We start from the raw sequence: 20,021 nt of genomic DNA on the forward strand, positions 1-20,021 counted from the left end.
GCGCGCTGATGACACGGATTTGCGACTCACTGCCTGCGATGGGCGGGCGGGCAGGGGAGGGTTTGCCTCCGTTGACGGCCCGGCGTGGCTCTGTCACTTCTGCTGCTCAGCCCCGCAAGATCTCCCCGCCCCGCGGCGGGCCGAAACCGCCAGCCAAGACGCCCGCGAAAGGACACCACCCTGCATGACCCGCCTGCGCTTTCTGCATTGTTCTGATCTCCATCTGGGCAAGAGGTTTGGCCAATTCGACGAAGACACCCGCGCCGCGCTCCAGCTGGCCCGTCAGGCCAGTCTTGCCCGCCTGGCAGAGATCGCAGTGGCTGAACAGGCGGGCCATGTGCTGATTGCGGGGGATCTCTTTGATACCGAAACGCCGTCGTCGCGGGTGATCCGCCAGGCGCTTGCTGCGATGGGCGGGGCAGATGGCGTCGCATGGTGGATCATTCCCGGCAATCACGACAGTGGCGCAGCCGAGCCCCTGTGGGCCGAAATGGCGCGCCACAAGCCGGACAATGTGCACCTGTTGATGACGGCCGAGCCGGTCGAGATGGCGCCGGGGGCCGTGCTTTTGCCTGCGCCCTGTCTGCACCGGTTTGCAGGGCATGACCGCACGGCCTGGATGGACACCGCCGCCACAACAGACGGCCAGCTGCGCATCGGCTTGGCCCACGGCGCGGTGCTTGATTTCGACCGCGACCAGAACGGCGCCGACACCATTGCCAGCAATCGCGCCGCCAGTGCCCGGTTGGATTATCTCGCGCTTGGCGATTGGCATGGGCGGTTCACCCTGGATGCGTGCAGCCAGTATCCCGGCACGCCAGAGCGCGACCGCTTCAAACATCCCGGTCGCGGCAGCTGTCTTTTGGTCGAATTCTCCCAACCCGGCGCGCCACCCGTGGTGAAGGAGATCCCGGTGGGCCAGTTCGACTGGCAGGATCTGGCGCTGGAGCTGAGCCCGACACAGGACATCACGGCAGAGCTGATGCGCGTCTTGCCGCAGGATCGCAGCACGTGGGGGGAAACGCTGGTGCGGCTGCGCGCGCGCGGCTGGGTGCGGGCGGATCAGCGCATCACCCTGATGCAACAGGTTCAGGACCACGCCCCCGCCTTTCGCCATCTCGACCTCGACACTTCGGGGCTGCGGGTCGAACACCGGGCCGAGGATCTCGACCAGATCGCCACCACCGGTGCGCTGCGTGCCGCGGCAGAGGCTCTGTTGCACGACAGCCAGGATGTGGCGCAGTCACAGGACAGCCGCGATGTGGCTGCGGCTGCGCTCAACCGGCTTTATGCCTTTGTGCGAAAGGACGCCGAATGAGACTGACCTCGATCCGGCTGCAAAACGTCCGACGCTTTACCGACCCGGTGGAAATCAACGGCATCGCGCCCGGCCTCAACCTGCTGAGCGCGCCAAACGAACAGGGCAAATCCACCATCTTTGACGCGCTGCATGCACTGTTCTTCAAGGATGCAAAATCCTGGGACAAGGACGTGCGCGCGCTGGCGCCTCACGCCGGGGGGGACCCCGAGATCGAAGTCACGCTCAGCCATCGGGACGTTGACTACCGCGTGGCCAAGCATTTCACCAAATCTGCAGGCAAGGGCAGCGTGCGGGTCTGGCAGGGCGGGACGCTCCTGCATCAGGCTGATGCCGCCGAGGCCTGGCTCAGGGATCTCATCACCCCGCCCAAGGACGATGGCCCGGCTGCGATGCTCTGGGTGCGGCAGGGGCTGACCGATTTCTCCGACGCCAAGGAAACACTGGGCGCACGCCGCGACCTGATGTCGTCGCTGAGTGGCGAAATCGGCGCAGTCACCGGCGGTCAGCAGATGGAGAGCCTCCGCCGCGAGATCCGCGCCGAACTTGACCGGCTGGTGACCAAACAGGGCCGCGCCCGCGCCAATGGCCCGCTGGCAGAGGCCGAAACCCGTTTGGCCGAACTGACAGAGCGTCGCGATACATTGGCGGCACAGGTGCGAGAGCTGCGCGACCAACTGGATCAGCGTCAGGCCCTGCGCCGCGAAGAGGCAGAGCTGCAGGATCCCGACGAACAGCGCGCCCGCCAGCAGCGCCTGGACGAGGCCGAGGCAGCACTGACCACAGCCGAGCGCCATCGCGAAAAATGCGAACAGGCCACCCGCGGGCTTGATCTGGCGCGGGTGCGGCTTGATCAGGCCATCGGTCGCATTGAGACACTGACAGCACGTCTGGCCGATCACGCCCGCGCCAAGGACGCCGTGCAGACAACCTCCACCGCACAGGAGCGCGCGGCGACAACCGCTCAGACCGCGACGCAAGAACTGCAGCTGGCCGAAAACGCAGCAAGGGCGGCGCAGGACAGGGTCACAGCGGCGGGCAAGGCGGTTGCCGATGCGCTGCAGGCCGAAAATGCCCGCCTGTCAGCCGGGCGCAGGCGCGAACTGACGGCGCAGCTGGCAGAATATGACAAATTGCAGGCGGCGATGGCGGCGGACCGCAGGCTGGCGGCGCAGGGCCCGGATGCCCAATGCCTCACGCGGCTTGAACAGCAGGCCCAGGCGGTGGCTTTGGCCCGTCATGCCCGTGCGGCATCGGCGGCAACCCTGTCTGTGCGGTATCACGCGGGGGCAGATCCCGTGCTGACACTGGATGGCGCAGTGCTTTCCGACGGGGCAGAGGTCGCGCTGACCGATACCGCAACGCTGGATGTGCCGGGGCTGGCCGCGCTGACAGTGCAGCCCGCCCGCACTGGGGACAGCGATGCCCTGCCACAGGCCGAAAGCGCGCTGGCGGAGGCTCTGCACGCGGCCGGGTTTGACACATTGGACGCGGCCCGTGACGCGCATCTGACCCGCAGCGAAGCCGCCAGTCGCCTCAAGGAGGCAGAAGCCACCCAGCGCGCCCTTGCCCCCGACGGGCGGGAGGCCTTGGTGGCCAAACTGGATGCACTGCCCGCAGCCCCCGCTGATGCCGAGGGGACAGAGGCGGATCGCAGAGTGCTGGAGGCGGAACAGGCAGAGGCGCAACAGGCGCTGACGCAGGCCCAGGCCACATTGACCAAAGCACGGCACACCCAGGCCAGCGCACAGGAGGCGGCGCAGCTGGCCCGCGCGCGCGCCGAGGCGGCACTGGCCGAATTGGAACGCACCGCGCAGGTGCTGGGAGACAACGCCACCGCGCGCGCCACTCTCGCAGAGCTGGAGGCCGACCGCCCAAGGCTGACAGAGGATGTGCACAGCGCCCAGGCAGAGCTCGAGGGGCTCTTGGCCTCAGCCCCCGATCTGGATCAGGCGCGTGCCGCAGCGCAGCGGGCCCGCTCGGTGCAGGCAACAACCCAGGCGCGCCTGCAGGATATCGCCCGTGATCTCGCCGTGCTCGACAGTCGCATCGAAACCCACGCCAGCCACGCCGTCGAGGAAGAGCTGGCAGAGGTGCAGGATCTGCTCGCGGTGCAGGAAAAAGCCCATGCCGCCGTGACTTTCGAGATGGCGACGCTACAGCGGCTCGATCAGGCGCTTGAGGCGGCACAGGACGGGGCGCAGGCCCAGTATCTTGGCCCGCTGATGGGCGAACTCGCCCCGCTTCTGCGCAGGCTCTGGCCCGAGGCGGAATTGCAGGTGGATGCCGACAGCGTCCTGCCCAGCCAGCTCGCACGGGGGGCAACAGAAGAAAGCCTGACCCAGCTGTCGGGCGGAACGCAGGAACAGCTGGCGCTGCTGGTCCGGCTGGCCTTTGCGCGGCTTCTGGCGCAGTCCGGTCAGGGCATTCCGGTCATTCTGGATGATGCGCTGGTCTACACCGATGACGCCCGGATCGAGGCCCTATTTGACGCGCTGACCCTGCAGGCAAGCGATCTGCAGATCCTGGTCTTTTCCTGCCGCCAGAAGAGCTTTCGCAATCTCGGCGGCACCGCACTGGCGATCCGCCCCGTTGATGGGGGCTGATCCTAGTCGCGCAGCTCGTCCGGGGCCACGCCCCACAGCTTTTCCTTGGGCGCCCAGCCGCGATAGCCACCGGCAGAGATCGAACACCAATCAAGGTGGCATTTGCCAAGGCGTGCAACGACGCCCATTTCAAAGGCTGCAGTGACCGGGGCATTCACTTCGGGACGGGCGCGGACGGTCAGCATGTCTTCCTCGACCAGCACGGTGCGCGCCCCGGACAACAACGCATAATGCACCCAACCGCCCGCACCATCGCGGTCGCGGACCCGTCGCCAGTGGCCGTATTCGGCGGTGATCTCCAGCGGCATGCCGCGACGTTTGAACACCCAGTCGATCTTATGCGTAAGCGAGGGACCACGGCGCACGTTGCCCTCGGCGGCTTTCATCGACACGAAACGGGGCAAGGGCAGATTGGTCACCGGGCCACGGGCTTCCTTGGCCTCCGCCACGCCGGGTGCGGCTGCGCCGCCAAAACCTGCAAGGGTCACGCAAAATGCGGCCAACGCGGACCGCAGAAAAGATGCCTTCGTTGTGTTCACTGCCTGCTCGCTTCTTTCTGACGCTGTGTCATGCCTGCTGTGACCGGTCTGGCTGATGGGGGTGCGGGTTTCTTATGTGAGGGACGCAACCGCCCCGGTGATCTGCCCGCGATCTGCGTCCGGGTCTGCACCTTTGCCTGAAAGAAAACCGCGTCAGATGGACCGGTGCGCGGGATGGTTCTTGTGCCTGCCCGCGTCCTGAGCCACGATGCCAAAAGGAACAAGAATTGCAATGGTGAGGGAGACCAGCAGTGGCAAGAGAACGTCTGAGTGTTGTCGTAACGCGACGGTTGCCGGAACCGGTGGAAACCCGGCTCAGCGAATTGTTCGATGTGCGTCTGCGCGACGATGACACCCCCATGAGCCGGGCCGAGCTGACCGCCGCAGTCAAGGACGCCGATGTGCTGGTGCCAACCGTCACCGACACCATCGATGCAGGTCTTCTGGGCCAGGCCGGAGAGCGGCTGAAGCTGATCGCCAACTATGGCGCAGGTGTGGATCATATCGACGTCGCCACCGCCCGCCAGCGCGGCATTCTGGTGTCCAACACCCCGGGTGTCTTGACGGATGACACTGCCGATATGGCGATGGCGCTGATCATGGCCGTTGTGCGCCGTATCCCCGAAGGGCTCGCCATCATGCAGAAAGGCGACTGGGAAGGCTGGTCGCCCACGGCGCTATTGGGCGGGCGTCTGGCCGGGCGCCGTCTGGGAATTCTCGGCATGGGGCGCATTGGTCAGGCTGTGGCGCGCCGCGCCGGGGCCTTTGGCATGCAGGTGCATTACCACAACCGCCGCCGCCTGCGCCCTGAGATCGAAGAGCGGTTCGAGGCCACCTATTGGGAAAGCCTCGATCAGATGGTGGCCCGTATGGATGTGATTTCCATCAACTGCCCCTCGACCCCCTCGACCTTTCATCTGATGAACGCCCGCAGGCTCAAGCTGCTGAAACCCGACGCGGTGATCGTCAACACATCCCGCGGAGAGGTGATCGACGAACACGCGCTGACCCGGATGTTGCGGGCCGGTGAAATCGCGGGGGCCGGGCTCGACGTGTACGAGCACGGCACGGACATCAACCCCCGCCTGCGCGAGCTGGAAAACGTGGTGCTGCTTCCGCATATGGGGTCTGCCACCATCGAAGGCCGCCTTGAGATGGGCGAAAAGGTCCTTTTGAACATCAAGACCTTCGAAGACGGCCACCGACCGCCGGATCAGGTTGTGCCCTCGATGTTGTGAGGAAGCGGCAGCAGTGGCCCTTTGCGGGGATCCGCCAGTGATGCGGAACCGTGCAGGGGGCCTTGCCCTTTTTCCTTCTCAGCGCGGAATTCTCCTCTAAGGTGAATGGCATCATATTTGCTGTCATTTCACAAAAATCAGGGAGAGGATCATGCGCTATTCAGCCGTTGTTTTGGGGATGCTCGCCGCCGGTGCCACTGCAGGCGCCGCCATGGCGCAGGAGGCCGCCGACGCCGTTGCCCCGGAAGGTGCCGCTGCAACCGTTGCGGCAGAGTTTTCCGACATCAGCCCAGAGGTCGCCGCCGCATTGCAGGCCAAGGCCGCAGGGACACCGGTGCAGGCCGACAACTGGATGGTGGCCGCAGCCAATCCTCATGCGGTTGCTGCCGGGGCCAAGGTGCTGAAGGCAGGTGGCACGGCCGCAGATGCGATGGTCGCCGTGCAAAGCGTGCTGGGTCTGGTAGAGCCGCAATCCTCCGGCCTTGGCGGTGGTGCGTTTCTGGTCTGGTATGATGCCAAAACCGGCGAAGTGACCACGCTGGATGGTCGCGAAACCGCGCCGCTGACGGCCACGCCACGTCTGTTTCAGGACGAAAACGGCGAACCGATGAAGTTCTTTGATGCCGTTGTCGGCGGGCGCTCTGTCGGCACACCGGGCACACCTGCCTTGATGGAGGCCGCGCACCGGCGCTGGGGACAGGCCAACTGGCCCAGCCTGTTCGAGGACGCGATTGCGCTGGCTGATGGCGGCTTTAGCGTGTCGCCACGTCTGGCCGGTCTGATCGAACGCGACGCTGACCGCCTGTCGCGCTGGCCTGAGACCGCCGCCTATTTCCTGCCGGGTGGAACACCCTTGGCAGAGGGGGCAACCCTGACCAACCCCGCCTATGGCGACACGCTGCGCCATATCGCCCGCGATGGCGCGCAGGGGTTCTATACCGGTCCCGTCGCAGAGGCGATCACCTCTGCAGTGCGCGGGGCAGAGGGAAATCCGGGGCTGCTGTCGGCGATGGATCTGGCTCTCTATCAGGTCAAGGAACGCCCCGCCGTCTGTGTCACCTACCGCGCATTCGAGGCCTGTGGCATGGGGCCGCCGTCCTCCGGGGCGCTGACCGTGGGCCAGATCCTTGGCATGTTGGGCAACTATGATCTCGCAGCCCTTGGCGCTGACAATCCCGAGGCCTGGCGGCTGATCGGCGATGCCTCGCGTCTCGCCTTTGCGGATCGTGGCCGCTACATGGCCGATAGCGATTTCGTCCCAATGCCGACCAAGGGCTTGGTGGCACAGGACTATCTGGCTGACCGGGCAAACCTGCTGTCGGGGGACGATGCGCTGCCAGAGGTGGCACCGGGCAATCCCGCTTTTGATCACGCCCTGAATTTTGCAGATGACGAGTCGATCGAATTTCCCTCGACCTCGCATATCTCCATCGTGGATCAATACGGTAACGTCCTGTCGATGACGACAACCATCGAAAACGGCTTTGGCTCGCGGGTGATGGCGGCGGGGTTCCTGTTGAACAACGAACTGACCGATTTCTCCTTCCGGACGCATCGCGACGGGGTGCCGATTGCCAACCGGCTTGAACCGGGCAAGCGGCCGCGTTCCTCCATGGCGCCGACCATCGTTCTGAAGGACGGCAAACCCGCGCTGGCGGTCGGCTCGCCCGGTGGCAGCCGCATCATCGGCTATGTGGCAAAGACCATCGTCGCCTGGGCTGACTGGGGGATGGATGTCCAGCAGGCCGTCGGCTTGCCGCATCTGGTCAACCGCTTTGGCACCTATGATCTTGAAGCCGGCACCGAGGCCACAGCCCTTGAACAGCCGCTGAGCGAGATGGGGTTCGAGGTGAACACCCGCGATCTGACCTCAGGCCTGCATGTGATCGAAATCGGTGAAGGGCTGAAAGGCGCCGCTGATCCCCGCCGCGAGGGTATCGCCCTGGGCGGCTGACTTGGTGGGCTGCCCGAGGGACGGACTGGGGGGCAGACTGGGGGTCTGATCTGCGCCCCGCCTGCTTCTTGCCCGCCCCCGGCCAGCGGGGGCGGGCCATCTGACGCAGGTGCGGCGGTAAATCTCCGCCAGCCTGCGGGATACCCGCTACTGGGTATTGCCCAACCCCATTGCCGGACCTTAGGTTAACAGGTGAAATGTCCGGCCCATCCAGCCGGGCCTGAGGGGGGGAGACAGAACCATGGTGCAAGCCACCACATTGCCGCGCAACGAGGCGGGAATCGCCGCTGCCATCGACACATTGAAAGCGCGGTTTGGCGACCAGCTGCAGACGGGCCAAGCGATCCGCGAACAGCACGGCCACACAACCACCTGGATCACCAATCAGGCCCCCGATGCGGTGGTCTTTCCCACCTCAGCCGCAGAGGTCAGCGAGATCGTCAAAACCTGCGCCGAACATGGCGTTCCGGTTATCCCCTTTGGCACCGGCACCTCGCTGGAGGGACACGTCAACGCGCCCGCTGGCGGGATCTGCATCGACATGATGAAAATGGACAAGATCCTCGCCGTGCACCCGGAGGATCTGGATGTGGTGGTGCAGCCCGGTGTGACCCGTGAGCAGCTCAATACCTATCTGCGCGATCAGGGCCTGTTCTTTCCCATCGATCCCGGTGCCAATGCCTCGCTCGGGGGCATGGCAGCAACCCGTGCCTCTGGCACCAATGCCGTGCGCTACGGCACGATGAAGGACAATGTTCTGGCGCTTGAGGCGGTGATGGCCGACGGTGGCGTGATCCGCACAGCGCAGCGGGCCCGAAAGTCGTCGGCAGGCTATGACATGACCCGGCTGCTGGTCGGCAGCGAAGGCACGCTTGGCCTCATCACCGAACTCACCCTGCGTCTGCAGGGCATCCCTGAGGCGATCCGCTCGGCGCGCTGTGCCTTCAACAGCGTCGATGATGCCTGCCGGGCGGTGATGATGACCATTCAATACGGCATTCCCGTGGCTCGCATCGAACTGCTGGATGCGCTCAGCGTGCGCGCGGCCAATGCCTATTCCGGTCTCAACCTGCCCGAGGTGCCGCTGCTGCTGCTGGAGTTCCACGGCTCCGACGCCGGTGTTGTCGAGCAAACGGATATGTTTGCCTCCATCGCAGAAGAGTTCGGAGGCTTTGACATCGCGGCCACCTCTACCGCCGAGGAGCGCAGCAAGCTGTGGCAAGCGCGCCATGACATGTACTGGGCCTGCCTGCAGCTGCGACCCGGCGCCAAGGGTATCTCTACCGACGTCTGCGTGCCGATCTCCCGTTTGGCGGAATGTGTCAGCGCCGCACGGGCCAAAGCCGAAGACATGGGCCTGCTGGCGCCGATGGTGGGCCATGTGGGCGACGGCAATTTCCACGCCTTGCTGCTGATCGACATGGACAGCGCAGAAGAGCGCGCAAAGGCAGACACCTACGTCGGCTGGCTGAACGAGCTGGCAATCTCGATGGAGGGCACCTGCACGGGCGAACATGGCATCGGGCAGGGCAAACGCCCCTACCTGACACAAGAGCTGGGCGACACCACCCGCTACATGGCCGCGATCAAGGCAGCGCTGGACCCGGAAAACATCCTCAACCCCGGCAAGATCCTGGAAATGTGACCCGCCTGCTGCGCCAGCAGGGGCCGGTAGGACAGAAATCATCCCGTGGTTGCCCGCTTGGCCCAACTCTCGCCTGATTTGCTGGTTAAGGCGTCTTAACTAAGGGGGCTCGGGCAGAGCCTCCAAAAACGGTGTGGCATCAGGTTGGGATCAATGCGGGACGAGTCGGGGATCCGGGTATGAGTATCAAAAGCGTGGCGGCCTTTGCCCTTGTCTGTGCCGCAATCATCGCCGCTGTCGACTATGAACGCCAGTCACGCGACCCGTTTGGCCAGTGGCAGGATCTGAGCGTGGGCGATTATGTCTCCAGCGTGCGCCTGCGGTTTGGGCAGGCTGACGAAACCCATACCGCGCCCCGCGACCCGCTGCATCCCGGTCAAACCCGACCCGGCCATGCCCAGGCGACCAGGTCGCAAACCACCGGCCCCCGCATCGCGGCGCATCTGCCGCAGACCGGCCTTGCCCCCGCAGACGAAAGAGCAGGGCTCATCGGCAGCATGGTGTCTGCCGCAGGCTCTGGCGTCGCGCGCAATATGCCCGCAGTTCAAGACGATCTGTTTCAGTCGGTGAAGGGCCTGTTGGGGGCGGATGGCGCCGCCCCTGCGCGCCGCAGCGGTCAGGCGTTCGGCAACGGCAGCACGGCGCGCAGCGTCGGGATCTGCATTCGTCGCGGCAGCACGCTCAGCTGCGATTGACCCCAGCGCCCTGCCACCACCAACTCCGCAAGATTTGTCCGTTTGGCCCGTGCTAGCTGCGGGATGAATTTGCATATGGGAGACGACATGACCTCTGTCGGACATTTCACCTGGACGGACCTGTCCACCTACGACATGGCTGCGGCCAAGACAGCCTACAGCACCCTCTTTGGCTGGCGATTTGAGCAGGACACAACCTACGCTTTTGCCACGCAAAACGGCGATCCGGCTGCGGCTGTTTTCCCGATGCCGGAGTTTCTGGCCAAGATCGACATGCCCTCCTTCTGGATGTCTTATGTGCAGGTTGACGATCTGGACAAGGCCGTCGACATCGCACGCGGCCACCCCGGCACCATCATCGAGATCGAGCCGCATGACTTTGACGGGGCAACGCGCATCGCGCTTGTACGGGATCCGGCAGGGGCCGGGTTCACCCTTGTTCAGGGCAGCACCCTGATGGCGCCCGCACCGCAGTTATCGCCGCATCAGGCCACTCCGGGTCAGGTGCTGCGCCGGTATCACCACGTGCCCGATATCACCCTGATCGAAGGGTTCTACGGGGCGCTGTTCGGCTGGAGCTTTCACAAGATCGCAGAGACCCCATGGCCGGTCTATGACATCCGCCACCCCGACGGCAGCCTTGTGGCGCAGGCCGAAGAGGTGCCAGAGACGATCCGTGGCAAATTCCGCTACTGGATGCCCTGTTTTGCCGTGCCCTCGCTGGATGGTGCGCGCAGCGCGGTGCAGCGCATCGGGGGAGAAATCACCAGGGATCTGCAGGATGGCCGCCTGATGGCGGCGGACAGTCAGGGGGCGGCGTTCATGGTACAGGCGGCGGGCGATCCTGCCGGGGCAACAGCCGCCCCCGCAACCGACCACAGCCCACGGCCCTGGCGTGCGGCACTTGGCCTGCTCTGCATCTGGCTCGCCGTGGTGATGGAACTGCCATTGTTCTGGGGGATCCTGTTTCTGCTGTGGAGCTGGTCCGCATTGCGCGCGGGGCGGGCGGATTTCATTGACCCCGTGGACCGCCAGCGCAATCCGCTGCTGTTCTGGGGCCTGTCTGCGACCTGGATTGGCCTCAGCCTCTGGATGATCGGCGCGGCGTTGGGCCTCTTTTGACCGCCTTGGTGCGGGCAGGTTTGACCCCGCGGCCAGATCGATAGCCAGATCCATAGCCAGGTCCGGTGCCAGATCCGGGGGCAGGGGTGTTGCCATAGCTGCGCACGCTGTGGTCGGAATTGCTTTGGATGGCTCTGCCATATTGGTCAGGATCGCGATCTCTGGCAGGCCTGGCACGTCTGTCACCCCAAGGAAACGGGCCCTTTGGCAGGGGCACGCATGATTGATATCCCGCGTATGGGGGCAACCCCCATCCACCTTCCGCCCATGGGCGGCGCCGCCTTCTTATTCTACCCGCTCCGGGGCCTCATTACACAGCATGGCCCCGGCATCTGGAAACGCAGACTGGCCGACAGACCGAATACCCAACGGCACGTCAGACACCGACGCCTGGGCCACGTGCCCGCACCCGGCGACGCCGGGAATCTCCTGCTGTGGCGGGGCACAAACTGGTGCAAAACCAGAGGCCAAACCCGCAACGCTTTCCCTCAAATCCGTCAGATCCCCCCAGAAACCGCCATTCTGGGCGACCCTAGGTCGGTTTTGTCATGTTTTGGGTCGGATGGATTTGGAGCGAAACCGCAAGGCCGGGCATAACTCCGTGCAACGAGTCATCTATTCGGGAGATCGGGCCCATGAAAACCCAAGTCAAAGCATTGGTCGTCGGCGGTGGTGCCGTCGGGACATCCATTGCCTATCATCTGGCCAAGGCAGGCTGGGACGATGTCATGCTGATCGAGCGGGACGAGCTGACCTCCGGCTCGACCTGGCACGCAGCTGGCCTGCTGCCGCTGTTCAACATGTCCTATGCGACCACCCACATCCACAAGTACTCGGTCGATTTCTACAAGACCCTTGAGGAAGAGACCGGCCTGAACGCGGGTTTCGCCGTGGTGGGCAACCTGCGCATGGCGCAGACCCAGGAACGCATGGACGAATACATGCTCTATGCCTCCACCGCGGAAACCTGCGACGTGGACTACGAGTGGCTCACCCCCGAGCAGATCAAGGAACGCTGGCCGCTGATCGAGACCGGCGACCTGAAAGGCGCGATCTACCACACCGAAGATGGCTACATTAACCCCGCAGACGTGACCCAGGCGATGGCCAAGGGCGCTCGTCAGCGCGGCGTTGAAATCCACCGCAAACTGCAGGCCGATGCCTTCCACTGGACCGGCACCCACTGGGAAGTCACCTGCACCAAGATGGTGGAAAAAGGCGGCAACCTCATCGAGAGCGACGAGCAGGTGGTCATCACCGCAGAGCACGTCGTGACCGCATCGGGCAACCACGCACAGCGCACCGCCAAGATGCTGGGCATCAAGATGCCTGCGATCCCGGTTGAACACACTTTCATCGTCATGGATCAGGACCCCGAGCTGGTCAAATGGCGCGAAGCCGGCAACCCGGAGCACCCGGTCATCCGTGACGCCGACAATGAATCCTACGCCCGCGAAGAGCGCGGTGGCTGGATCCTCGGCATCTACGAGCACGGCGCGCCTGCACGTTTCGAACACGGCGTACCCGACAGCTTCCGCGCCGACCTGTTCCCACTGGATCTGGACCGGATTGCCGACCAGTACATGGCAATGGCAGAGCGCGTGCCCTCCTGCGCCGAATCCGGCCTGAAAGACGACTTCAACGGTCCGATCTGCTACACCCCCGACGGCAACCCGCTGGTTGGTCCGGCACCGGGCCTGCGCAACATGTGGCTGGCAGAAGGTTTCTCCTTCGGCATCACCGCCGCTGGCGGCACCGGCTACTATCTGGCGCAGATGATGGTGGATGGCGAAGCCGAGATCGACATGGCGTCGCTCGACCCGAAACGCTACTCCTCCAACTGGATGACCACCGAGTTCGCGGCCCGCAAGAACGAAGAGTGCTATGAGCACGTCTACATCCTGCACCACCCGGACGAAGAGCGCCCGGCAGCCCGCCCGCTGCGCACCGCCCCCGCCTACGACCGCCAGAAAGCGCGCGGCGCACAGTTTGGCTGGGTCAACGGCTGGGAACGCCCGAACTACTTCGGCCCCGTGGATGCGCCTGAAAACTTCGACGAAGAGAGCCGCTCTTTCCGTCGTGGCAAATGGTGGCAGCACGCTGTGGACGAAGCCAAGGCAATCCGCGAAGGCGTTGGTCTGATCGACGCAACCGCCTTTACCAAGCACGTCGTCAAAGGCCCCGGTGCCACCCAGTTCCTCGACTGGTTCACCTGCAACAAACTGCCCAAGGTCGGCCGCATCAACCTGACCTACGCGCTGACAGCCTTCGGCACCACCCGCACCGAATACACCATCGTGCGCAACGGCGAGAACAACTACTACCTCGTCTCCGCCGGTGCCTGGTCCGAGTATGACGCCGACTTCCTGCGCAAGGCGGCTGAGGACAAGATGGAGGAATTCGGCTACATCGAGATCCAGGACGTGACCACCCAGTGGGGCGTCTTCGCCATCGCAGGCCCCAAGTCCCGCGATGTGCTGAAAGAGGTGATCGTCGACGCAGATCCGGAAACCGCACTGTCCAACAAGCGCTTCCCCTGGCTGTCGGCTCGTCAGATCGAACTGGGCATGTGCCCGGTCAACGCGATCCGCGTGGCCTACACCGGTGAGCTGGGCTGGGAACTGCATCACCCGATCGAGATGCAGAACTACCTGTTCGACCTGCTGGAGAAAGCCGGCGAGAAGCATGGCATGAAGCTGGTGGGTGCGCGTGCCCAGAACTGGCTGCGCCAGGAGAAATCCTACCGCGCCTTCGGCAACGAGCTGGGCCGCGACGCGACCCCGCTGGAAGCCGACCTGCCGCGCTTTGTTGATCTGGAGAAGGACTTCCACGGCAAGGACAAGCTGGTCGAAACCGGCGTCCGCGTGAAGTGCTGCACCCTGCTGATCGACGGCCCGGAAGATGCCGATCCCTGGGGTCGAGAGGCGCTTTATGCCGAGGATGGCACCCGTGTGGGCCGTCTGACCTCCGGCGGCTACTCGGTCGCCTTCGAGAAATCCATCGGCATGGGGTACGTGAAGCCTGAAATGGCGGTGGAAGGCACCAAGCTGAAGGTGAAGATCCAGGACAAACTGTGGGACGCCGTCGTCACCTGCGACAGCCCCTACGATCCGAAGAACGAAACCATCCGCGTCAACGGCTAAGCCTGACCAAAAACAAAAGCCCCGGCACCGCGCCGGGGCTTTTTTCGTTGGAGGGAAGGGGTTTAGATATTCCAATACCGAATTGGGTTTTGGATGTGTTTCATCTTGTCGACGGCGATGCGTTTGCCTCGCTCTCCGCAGTAAAGTGTCCAAATTTCATCAGATGCCGGTCGTCCAATAAAGGCGTGTCGCTTGGCGTCGGGGTGCTCAATCTCTGGAAAAAACTCCGGTGTCGCTGGGTGCCACGTATCCGCTTCAAATGCTCCAACCACAACCCCGCGTACAACTGCAAGGAGATAATCGGCTTTTTCCGCCTTGCGGGGATCAATGCGCCACGAAAAACGAACCTGTTGGTAGAGTGCATCGCGTCCAGATGACTCAAATTTATTTACGTTGATGAGGACCAGTTTGTGTTCTGGTTCCCAATCGATTTCCGGAAGGTCGTATTTGTCAATAATTTGGGTCGCGTGCATTGGGCCCCGGTCATTGCTGTTATGACCTCCTGCAATGTTGGACAACCCGGAGTAAGCATCGATAAGGGCGGCCTCGACCTCAAAAATCGCCTCATCTGGCACGCCATGGCGGTGGATGACGTGGATAACTTCCAGCCCACTTCGGCGGATATCGTGAATTCGCTCAATCTTGGCGCTGGTTTGGTCCTCAGTGGCTTCGAGCGTCAGGGCGGCGTTTACGTGGGCAAAGACTCGGTTTCCTCTCCCCTTGCCAACATAGAACGTTTCCCCGTTGCGTGGGTCGATCAGACGGTAAACGTAATTCCCTAAATCGTTGCAAACTGAAGGGCTAAAACTGGTGTTACTCATGCTCTGTGTGCTCTTGGAATTTTGAAATACGTGAAAGTAATTCAAGCCCAAACCTTCCTGCAAGACAAAGGCGGGGAGGGTGGCCCCGCCTTTGTTCTCATGTCGCCCCGCCTAGTGAAAGGCCGCCTGCGAGGGGATGGTCGGGCGGCCCTCGGGGGAGGGGGCAGGGGGCAGCCAGGGACCTGTGGTGTCCTGCGGGACGGCCCAGGCGGGGTTCAGCCAGATGGCGGCGTCGCTGTCCTGCGCGGGTTGGGGGGCGGCTGCGGCGGGGCGGGTGCTGTCGATGCTGAGGCTCAGCTGCGCGGCGTCATGCTGCGCGGTGAGCGACACCACCGCGCCGGTTTTGACCACACATGGGGTCTCCGTCAGATAGGCGGTGCGCCCCCAGTGACCATCAGAGGCCAGACCGTTGTTGACCGCGATGCCCTCTGCCAGCTGCATCTCGAAGGTGACAAGCACCGCATGCAGGGTGCCGGGCATGGCGCAGGTCAGCCTGCGCTGGCTGTGGCCGGGATCGATGCTGGGGCGGGTGAAGTCGAAGGTGAACAGCTCCTGCGCCGGGCCAAGCGAGCGCGGCGGGCTGGCGGAAAACTCCCCCGGAGTGATCTGCGCCACATTGGCGAAATGGTGAAAGGCGCTGAGATCAAAGCCTTCGGCGTATTGCGGCTGCCACTGCTGCGCCAGATGCGCCGCCTCGACAGGCTGTGCCAGCAGACGCCCGGTTTCGGGAATGGCCCGTGCGCCGGGTTTGGCCAGCGCACCCATCGCATGGGTCAGCGTCGCTAGCGCGCCTTCGCCCAGAAGAACCGTATCGACGATTTCGGAAATCACCACATCCGCAGGCTCCGGCATGTCGCTGCCAATGACAATCTCATGGGACCATTTGCTGATGACGGTGATCCGATCCGCCAGCCCGTTTCGGGCGATCACCTGACGGGCGGCTTCGGCGATGAGGGGTTGCTGTTCGCAGGTATAGACGTGCTGCGCGCCGGCCCGCGCGGCCAGCATGGCGGTCAGCCCGGCACCGCAGCCAATGTCGAGCACGATGTCACCGGGGCGCACCTTGGCAGCAATGGCCGCGGCATAGGCCTGATTGCGGGCCTGATCGGCCAGCATCGGAAAATGCCAGCGCGGCACAAAGGTCTGATAAAGCCGTTCGCGCAGGATCTGGGCCTCGTGGTGCTGGGGGTCAAGCGCCAGCGCCTCATTCAGCAGACGCGCGGTTTGCAGGCCGCCATCCCCCAAAGATGTGGCCTTGGCCAATGCGACCAGATGGTCGGCATCGACAGCGGCGGCGGGGCTTTGGGCGGGCGAGGCAGGCATCGGGGAAGGGGCAGGCGTCTGATTTTCAAGCAACTTTCAATTTTCCCTTGTTTTGAGGCAAATGCGTTGCGGCGACTATTGGGCATTCGCATCTAATTTTCGGTAAAGGGAACCGGGCATTGTTGTGGCAGGGGCGCCCCGGTTGGTCTGCTGGCTCTGGGCTTTTTGTGGGGCCTTTAGTCTACGCTCTGCCGTGGCCGGGTGAAGGGGGGCGGGCCAGGGACCATCAGTGGCCCGACCCGGCACCCAAGACAGGCGCGATATCAGGCGGTCAGCTCGTCAAAACAGGCCATCGCCTTTGAGGCATACATCATCGATGGGCCGCCCCCCATCTGGATCGACATGGCCAGCACATCGCCCAGCTCTTCGCGGCTGGCGCCCGCCCGCACAAGGGCCTCGACATGCAGGCCGATACAGTCCTCGCACCGCAGCGCGACCGCGATGCCAAGGGCCACGAATTCCTTTTGCTTGAACTCCAGAACGCCCCCCTCCTTGACTGCTTTGCCAAGCCCGCCAAAGGCCTGCGCGGTCTGGGGAATGGCGCGGTTCAGCCGGCGCAGCCGGTCGCGAGTCTGGGTGAGTTTGTCATGCCAGTTCATGATGTGGGGTCCTTTCACATTCAGGTAATGGAATGCGTAAGGCGACACCCGGTCCCGGACTTTGATCTCGATCAGCCGGATGCGGTTTTGGGGCGGCTCAGGCCGGTTTTTCCGCAATCAGGGCAAGATTGTTGGCGGGCATCTCCACCACCTCTGCCATCTCCAGCCCTTGGGCCTGCATCCAGTCCATGACGTCGAAGTCATCCTTGTAGCCCACGTCGGGGTCATGGGCGGTCAGCTTGGCGTGGAAACTGCGGTCGCCCTCGGATGTCAGCTCTCCGGCGCGCATGAACGGGCCGTAGATCATCAGCCGACCCCCCGGCGCCAGATGGCGCGCGGCACCTTCAATCAGGGTTCTGGCTTCGGGCGCGCTGATCAGATGCAGGAGGTTGCACAACGTGATGAGATCATAGCGCCCCAGCCCTGCGGGCCAGTCGGTTTCGGTGGCATCAAGATGCAGCGCCGGGGCAATGTTTGGGCTCGCCTGATTGCTCACATGATCGCGCACATGCGCATCGATACTGGCCCGGCGCAGCGGATCGACCTCGCTTGGTTGCCACAGGATATGCGGGCAGCGCGCGGCAAAGCCCGTGATGTGCTGACCGGTGCCGCTGGCGATTTCCAGCGCCTTGGGCTGGGGGCGGTCCGGGCGCGCGGCAGGGGCAATCGCGGCGATCAGATCTGCAAGCGGCGCAAGGTTGCGCGCGGCAGAGGGAGAGAACAGCTTGGGCGAGGTCGCGTCATCAGCCGGGGCCACGACAGAGGCTGCGCCAGGGACGGATCTCACGGCCATTGTTTGTCCTTTCCATATGTGTCGGGCTCATGTGTGTCGGGCCGTTTGGAATTGGCCCGCTTGCCCGACCGGTTACACCCCGCGCAGACGTGCCGGGCTGAGAGCGGCCAAAGTGGCCGCGTCAATCTCCGGTGCCGCGCCTGTCATCAAAGCGGCAATCAACCGCCCGGCAGCCGGTGAGGACTGCACGCCATAGCCCCCCTGACCGGCGCACCAGACAAAGCTGGGTTGATCCGGATCGGGACCCATCACCGGCACGCCGTCGCTGACGAAACTGCGCAGACCGGCCCAGTTGTGTTCCACCCGCGTCACGGGCTCGCTGACCATTTCTTCGTAGCGGGCCAGCCCCTCGGCCAGCACCATGTCATCGGCATAGGCATCATGGGGCGCGACCGGATCGGCATCGGCAGGGGAGACCAGCAGTTTGCCCGCGTCCGGCTTGGCATACCAGCATTCGCCCACCCCCATGATCATCGGCCAGGTGGTGACATCATGGCCACCGGGGGCAGGCAGCCGCGCCATGGAGCGGCGTTTGGGCTGCAACCCAATCGGGGCAATATTCGCCAGCGCGGCGATTTCATCGGCCCAGGCACCGGCGGCATTGACGACACTGCGGCAGCGCAGGGTTTCGGTGCTGCGCGCGGCCCCTGATCCAGTGGTGATGTCGACCTGCCACATACCGTCAGGGGCAGCATACTGCAGCGCCGTAACCTGCGCATCGGTGCGGATCACCCCGCCGTGGCTGCGCGTGACCTTGGCAAAATCCTGTAGCAGACGGTCGGCATCCAGATCCTCGGCTGTGTCGTGATAGGCGGCAAAGCCCACCGCGGCGGGGTTCAGAACCGGCACCATCTGCACCGCCTGTTCCACGGGAATCTCTGTCAGCGACAGGCTCACACAATCGGCGGCAAATTCCTCTGCCTGATCGGGGCCTGCGACCAGCATCATGCCGCGCGGGCTGAGATAGCCATTGCTGCGATGATGGGCCTCGCTGGCCTGTGTCAGCACCTGCACCGGGCCGGGGCCGTAATGGGCCTCGAACATCGCGGCAGAACGCCCGGAAGAATGATAGCCGAGCGCGCTTTCGCTCTCCAGCACGAGGGTGCTGCGCAGAGGGCTGAGCGCGGCTGCGGCGCTGAGCCCGGCAAGCCCGCCACCAATGATGATCACATCAAGGATCTGATCGCTCATGCCTGTTCCTCCAACCGGTCAGTTGCCGGGGCAGGGCGCGGCGACAGCGCCGAAATCCGTTCATAAAGCGCGGGCGTCATGTCAATCTCCAGCGCCGCCAGCGACGGGCGCAGCTGCTCCAGGGAGCGGGCAGAGATGATCGGTGTCACCTGCGCGCCATAGCCTGCCGCCCAGGCCACTGCGAGGCTCGCAGGCTCTACCCCAAGCTCTGCGGCCAGATCCGCAAGGGCACGCGCGCTGTCCAGCATCCAGGGCTGGCCATAGCGTTCGCGGTAGCGCGGATCATCATCCAGCCGCCCCCGGCTGCTGCCCGCGGCCGTGTCGCCCGCAAGACCCGCAGCGTATTTCCCCGTCAGCATCCCGCCGCCCAACGGAGAATAGGGCGCAACGGCAATCCCCTGATCGGCACACATCGGCAGGATCTCGACCTCGACCTGACGTTTGATCAGCGAATACATCGGCTGCAGGATCGCCGGGCGCAGATCAAATTCCTGCCCGATCATGATCGTCTTCATCACCTGCCAGGCGGCAAAGTTCGACAGGCCGAGATAGCGAAACTGCCCCGCCGCGCGCAGCTCTGCCAGTGTGGCAAGCGTTTCGCGCAGATCGGTGTCTTCGTCGTAGCGATGCAGATACAGGATATCGACCATATCCTGCCCCAGCCGCGCGCGCGACTGATCCAGCTGGCGGCGGATATTCTCGGCGCCCGCACCACCGGTATAGGCAACCTTGGTGGCGATCAGCAGACTGTCACGCGCGTCGCGGATCAACTGGCCCAGGATCTCTTCGCTGCGCCCGTCGGTATAGACCCAGGCGGTGTCGAAATGGGTGATGCCTGCAGCGCGGCAGGCGGCATACATCTCGGCTGATTGGGCGGCGTCGGCGCGGCCGCCAAATTGCATGGTGCCAAAGGCAAGGGCGCTTGCGGGGGTGCCATCCAGGCTGATCAAATCGGTGTTCATGGCGCAGAGCGTGGCATGAGTTCGCAGCAACCAAAAGCCCCAAAAATCCCATATGTTGTGCAAAATCACCGC

The 20,021-nt window shown here is 64.1% G+C and carries 15 protein-coding genes; 8 read left to right on the top strand and 7 right to left on the bottom strand.

Annotation, left to right across the window (positions count from 1 at the left end; translation table 11 throughout):
• Window positions 1-184: 184 nt before the first annotated feature.
• Both KUV39_RS14985 and KUV39_RS14990 read left to right on the top strand, forming a co-directional pair.
• On the top strand, window positions 185-1,318 hold the full coding sequence (locus tag KUV39_RS14985; protein WP_222460177.1) for a metallophosphoesterase family protein: 1,134 nt from the start codon (window positions 185-187) through the stop codon (window positions 1,316-1,318).
• Complete coding sequence (locus tag KUV39_RS14990) at window positions 1,315-3,924, top strand: AAA family ATPase (protein ID WP_222460178.1); 2,610 nt, start codon at window positions 1,315-1,317, stop codon at window positions 3,922-3,924. Before KUV39_RS14985 ends, KUV39_RS14990 begins: the two co-directional genes overlap by 4 nt.
• Window positions 3,925-3,926: 2 nt before the next feature.
• On the opposite strand, the gene KUV39_RS14995 is transcribed toward KUV39_RS14990, so the two are convergent.
• Window positions 3,927-4,463 carry an SH3 domain-containing protein gene (locus KUV39_RS14995; RefSeq protein WP_008561729.1) on the bottom strand — a complete coding sequence of 179 codons (537 nt, stop codon included), beginning with the start codon at window positions 4,461-4,463 and terminating at the stop codon, window positions 3,927-3,929.
• Window positions 4,464-4,714: 251 nt separating this feature from the next.
• Here KUV39_RS14995 and KUV39_RS15000 point away from each other — a divergent pair, with 251 nt between their 5' ends.
• The 6 genes from KUV39_RS15000 to KUV39_RS15025 all read left to right on the top strand — a co-directional run bounded on the left by KUV39_RS15000 (window position 4,715) and on the right by KUV39_RS15025 (window position 14,260).
• Complete coding sequence (locus tag KUV39_RS15000; protein WP_008561080.1) at window positions 4,715-5,701, top strand: 2-hydroxyacid dehydrogenase; 987 nt, start codon at window positions 4,715-4,717, stop codon at window positions 5,699-5,701.
• A gap of 151 nt (window positions 5,702-5,852) precedes the next feature.
• Entirely contained in the window at window positions 5,853-7,655 is a 1,803-nt protein-coding gene (gene ggt / locus KUV39_RS15005) for a gamma-glutamyltransferase (protein ID WP_222460179.1), read from the top strand.
• A 241-nt stretch (window positions 7,656-7,896) separates the two neighbouring features.
• A complete protein-coding gene (locus KUV39_RS15010) occupies window positions 7,897-9,300 on the top strand; it encodes an FAD-binding oxidoreductase (protein WP_050673945.1) in 1,404 nt (467 codons plus the stop codon).
• Window positions 9,301-9,479: 179 nt separating this feature from the next.
• Window positions 9,480-9,995, top strand: coding sequence for a hypothetical protein (locus KUV39_RS15015; RefSeq protein ID WP_222460180.1), 516 nt, complete (start codon window positions 9,480-9,482; stop codon window positions 9,993-9,995).
• A gap of 87 nt (window positions 9,996-10,082) precedes the next feature.
• Window positions 10,083-11,117, top strand: coding sequence for a VOC family protein (locus KUV39_RS15020; RefSeq protein WP_244998393.1), 1,035 nt, complete (start codon window positions 10,083-10,085; stop codon window positions 11,115-11,117).
• Between the two features lie 635 nt (window positions 11,118-11,752).
• The gene (locus tag KUV39_RS15025; protein ID WP_008562445.1) at window positions 11,753-14,260 is read left to right on the top strand and encodes a GcvT family protein; all 2,508 of its coding nucleotides are present in this window, start codon (window positions 11,753-11,755) and stop codon (window positions 14,258-14,260) included.
• Window positions 14,261-14,322: 62 nt separating this feature from the next.
• Here the strand turns inward: KUV39_RS15025 and KUV39_RS15030 are convergent, their stop codons facing one another.
• The 6 genes from KUV39_RS15030 to KUV39_RS15055 all read right to left on the bottom strand — a co-directional run bounded on the left by KUV39_RS15030 (window position 14,323) and on the right by KUV39_RS15055 (window position 19,949).
• On the bottom strand, window positions 14,323-15,081 hold the full coding sequence (locus tag KUV39_RS15030) for an LEM-3-like GIY-YIG domain-containing protein (RefSeq protein WP_222460182.1): 759 nt from the start codon (window positions 15,079-15,081) through the stop codon (window positions 14,323-14,325).
• A 111-nt stretch (window positions 15,082-15,192) separates the two neighbouring features.
• Window positions 15,193-16,437: a class I SAM-dependent methyltransferase gene (locus tag KUV39_RS15035; RefSeq protein ID WP_222460183.1), complete on the bottom strand. Its 1,245-nt coding sequence runs from the start codon at window positions 16,435-16,437 to the stop codon at window positions 15,193-15,195.
• A gap of 230 nt (window positions 16,438-16,667) precedes the next feature.
• Window positions 16,668-17,003 (bottom strand): carboxymuconolactone decarboxylase family protein, encoded by a 336-nt coding sequence (locus KUV39_RS15040; protein ID WP_008562377.1) that lies wholly within the window; start codon window positions 17,001-17,003, stop codon window positions 16,668-16,670.
• A gap of 97 nt (window positions 17,004-17,100) precedes the next feature.
• Window positions 17,101-17,796, bottom strand: coding sequence for a DUF938 domain-containing protein (locus tag KUV39_RS15045; RefSeq protein WP_222460184.1), 696 nt, complete (start codon window positions 17,794-17,796; stop codon window positions 17,101-17,103).
• A gap of 72 nt (window positions 17,797-17,868) precedes the next feature.
• Window positions 17,869-18,987: an NAD(P)/FAD-dependent oxidoreductase gene (locus KUV39_RS15050; RefSeq protein WP_222460185.1), complete on the bottom strand. Its 1,119-nt coding sequence runs from the start codon at window positions 18,985-18,987 to the stop codon at window positions 17,869-17,871.
• Window positions 18,984-19,949: an aldo/keto reductase gene (locus KUV39_RS15055; protein ID WP_046211356.1), complete on the bottom strand. Its 966-nt coding sequence runs from the start codon at window positions 19,947-19,949 to the stop codon at window positions 18,984-18,986. Before KUV39_RS15055 ends, KUV39_RS15050 begins: the two co-directional genes overlap by 4 nt.
• Window positions 19,950-20,021 lie beyond the last annotated feature (72 nt).

Source organism: Phaeobacter italicus (assembly GCF_019801785.1).
In the GTDB taxonomy this organism is placed as follows: Bacteria; Pseudomonadota; Alphaproteobacteria; order Rhodobacterales; family Rhodobacteraceae; genus Phaeobacter; species Phaeobacter italicus.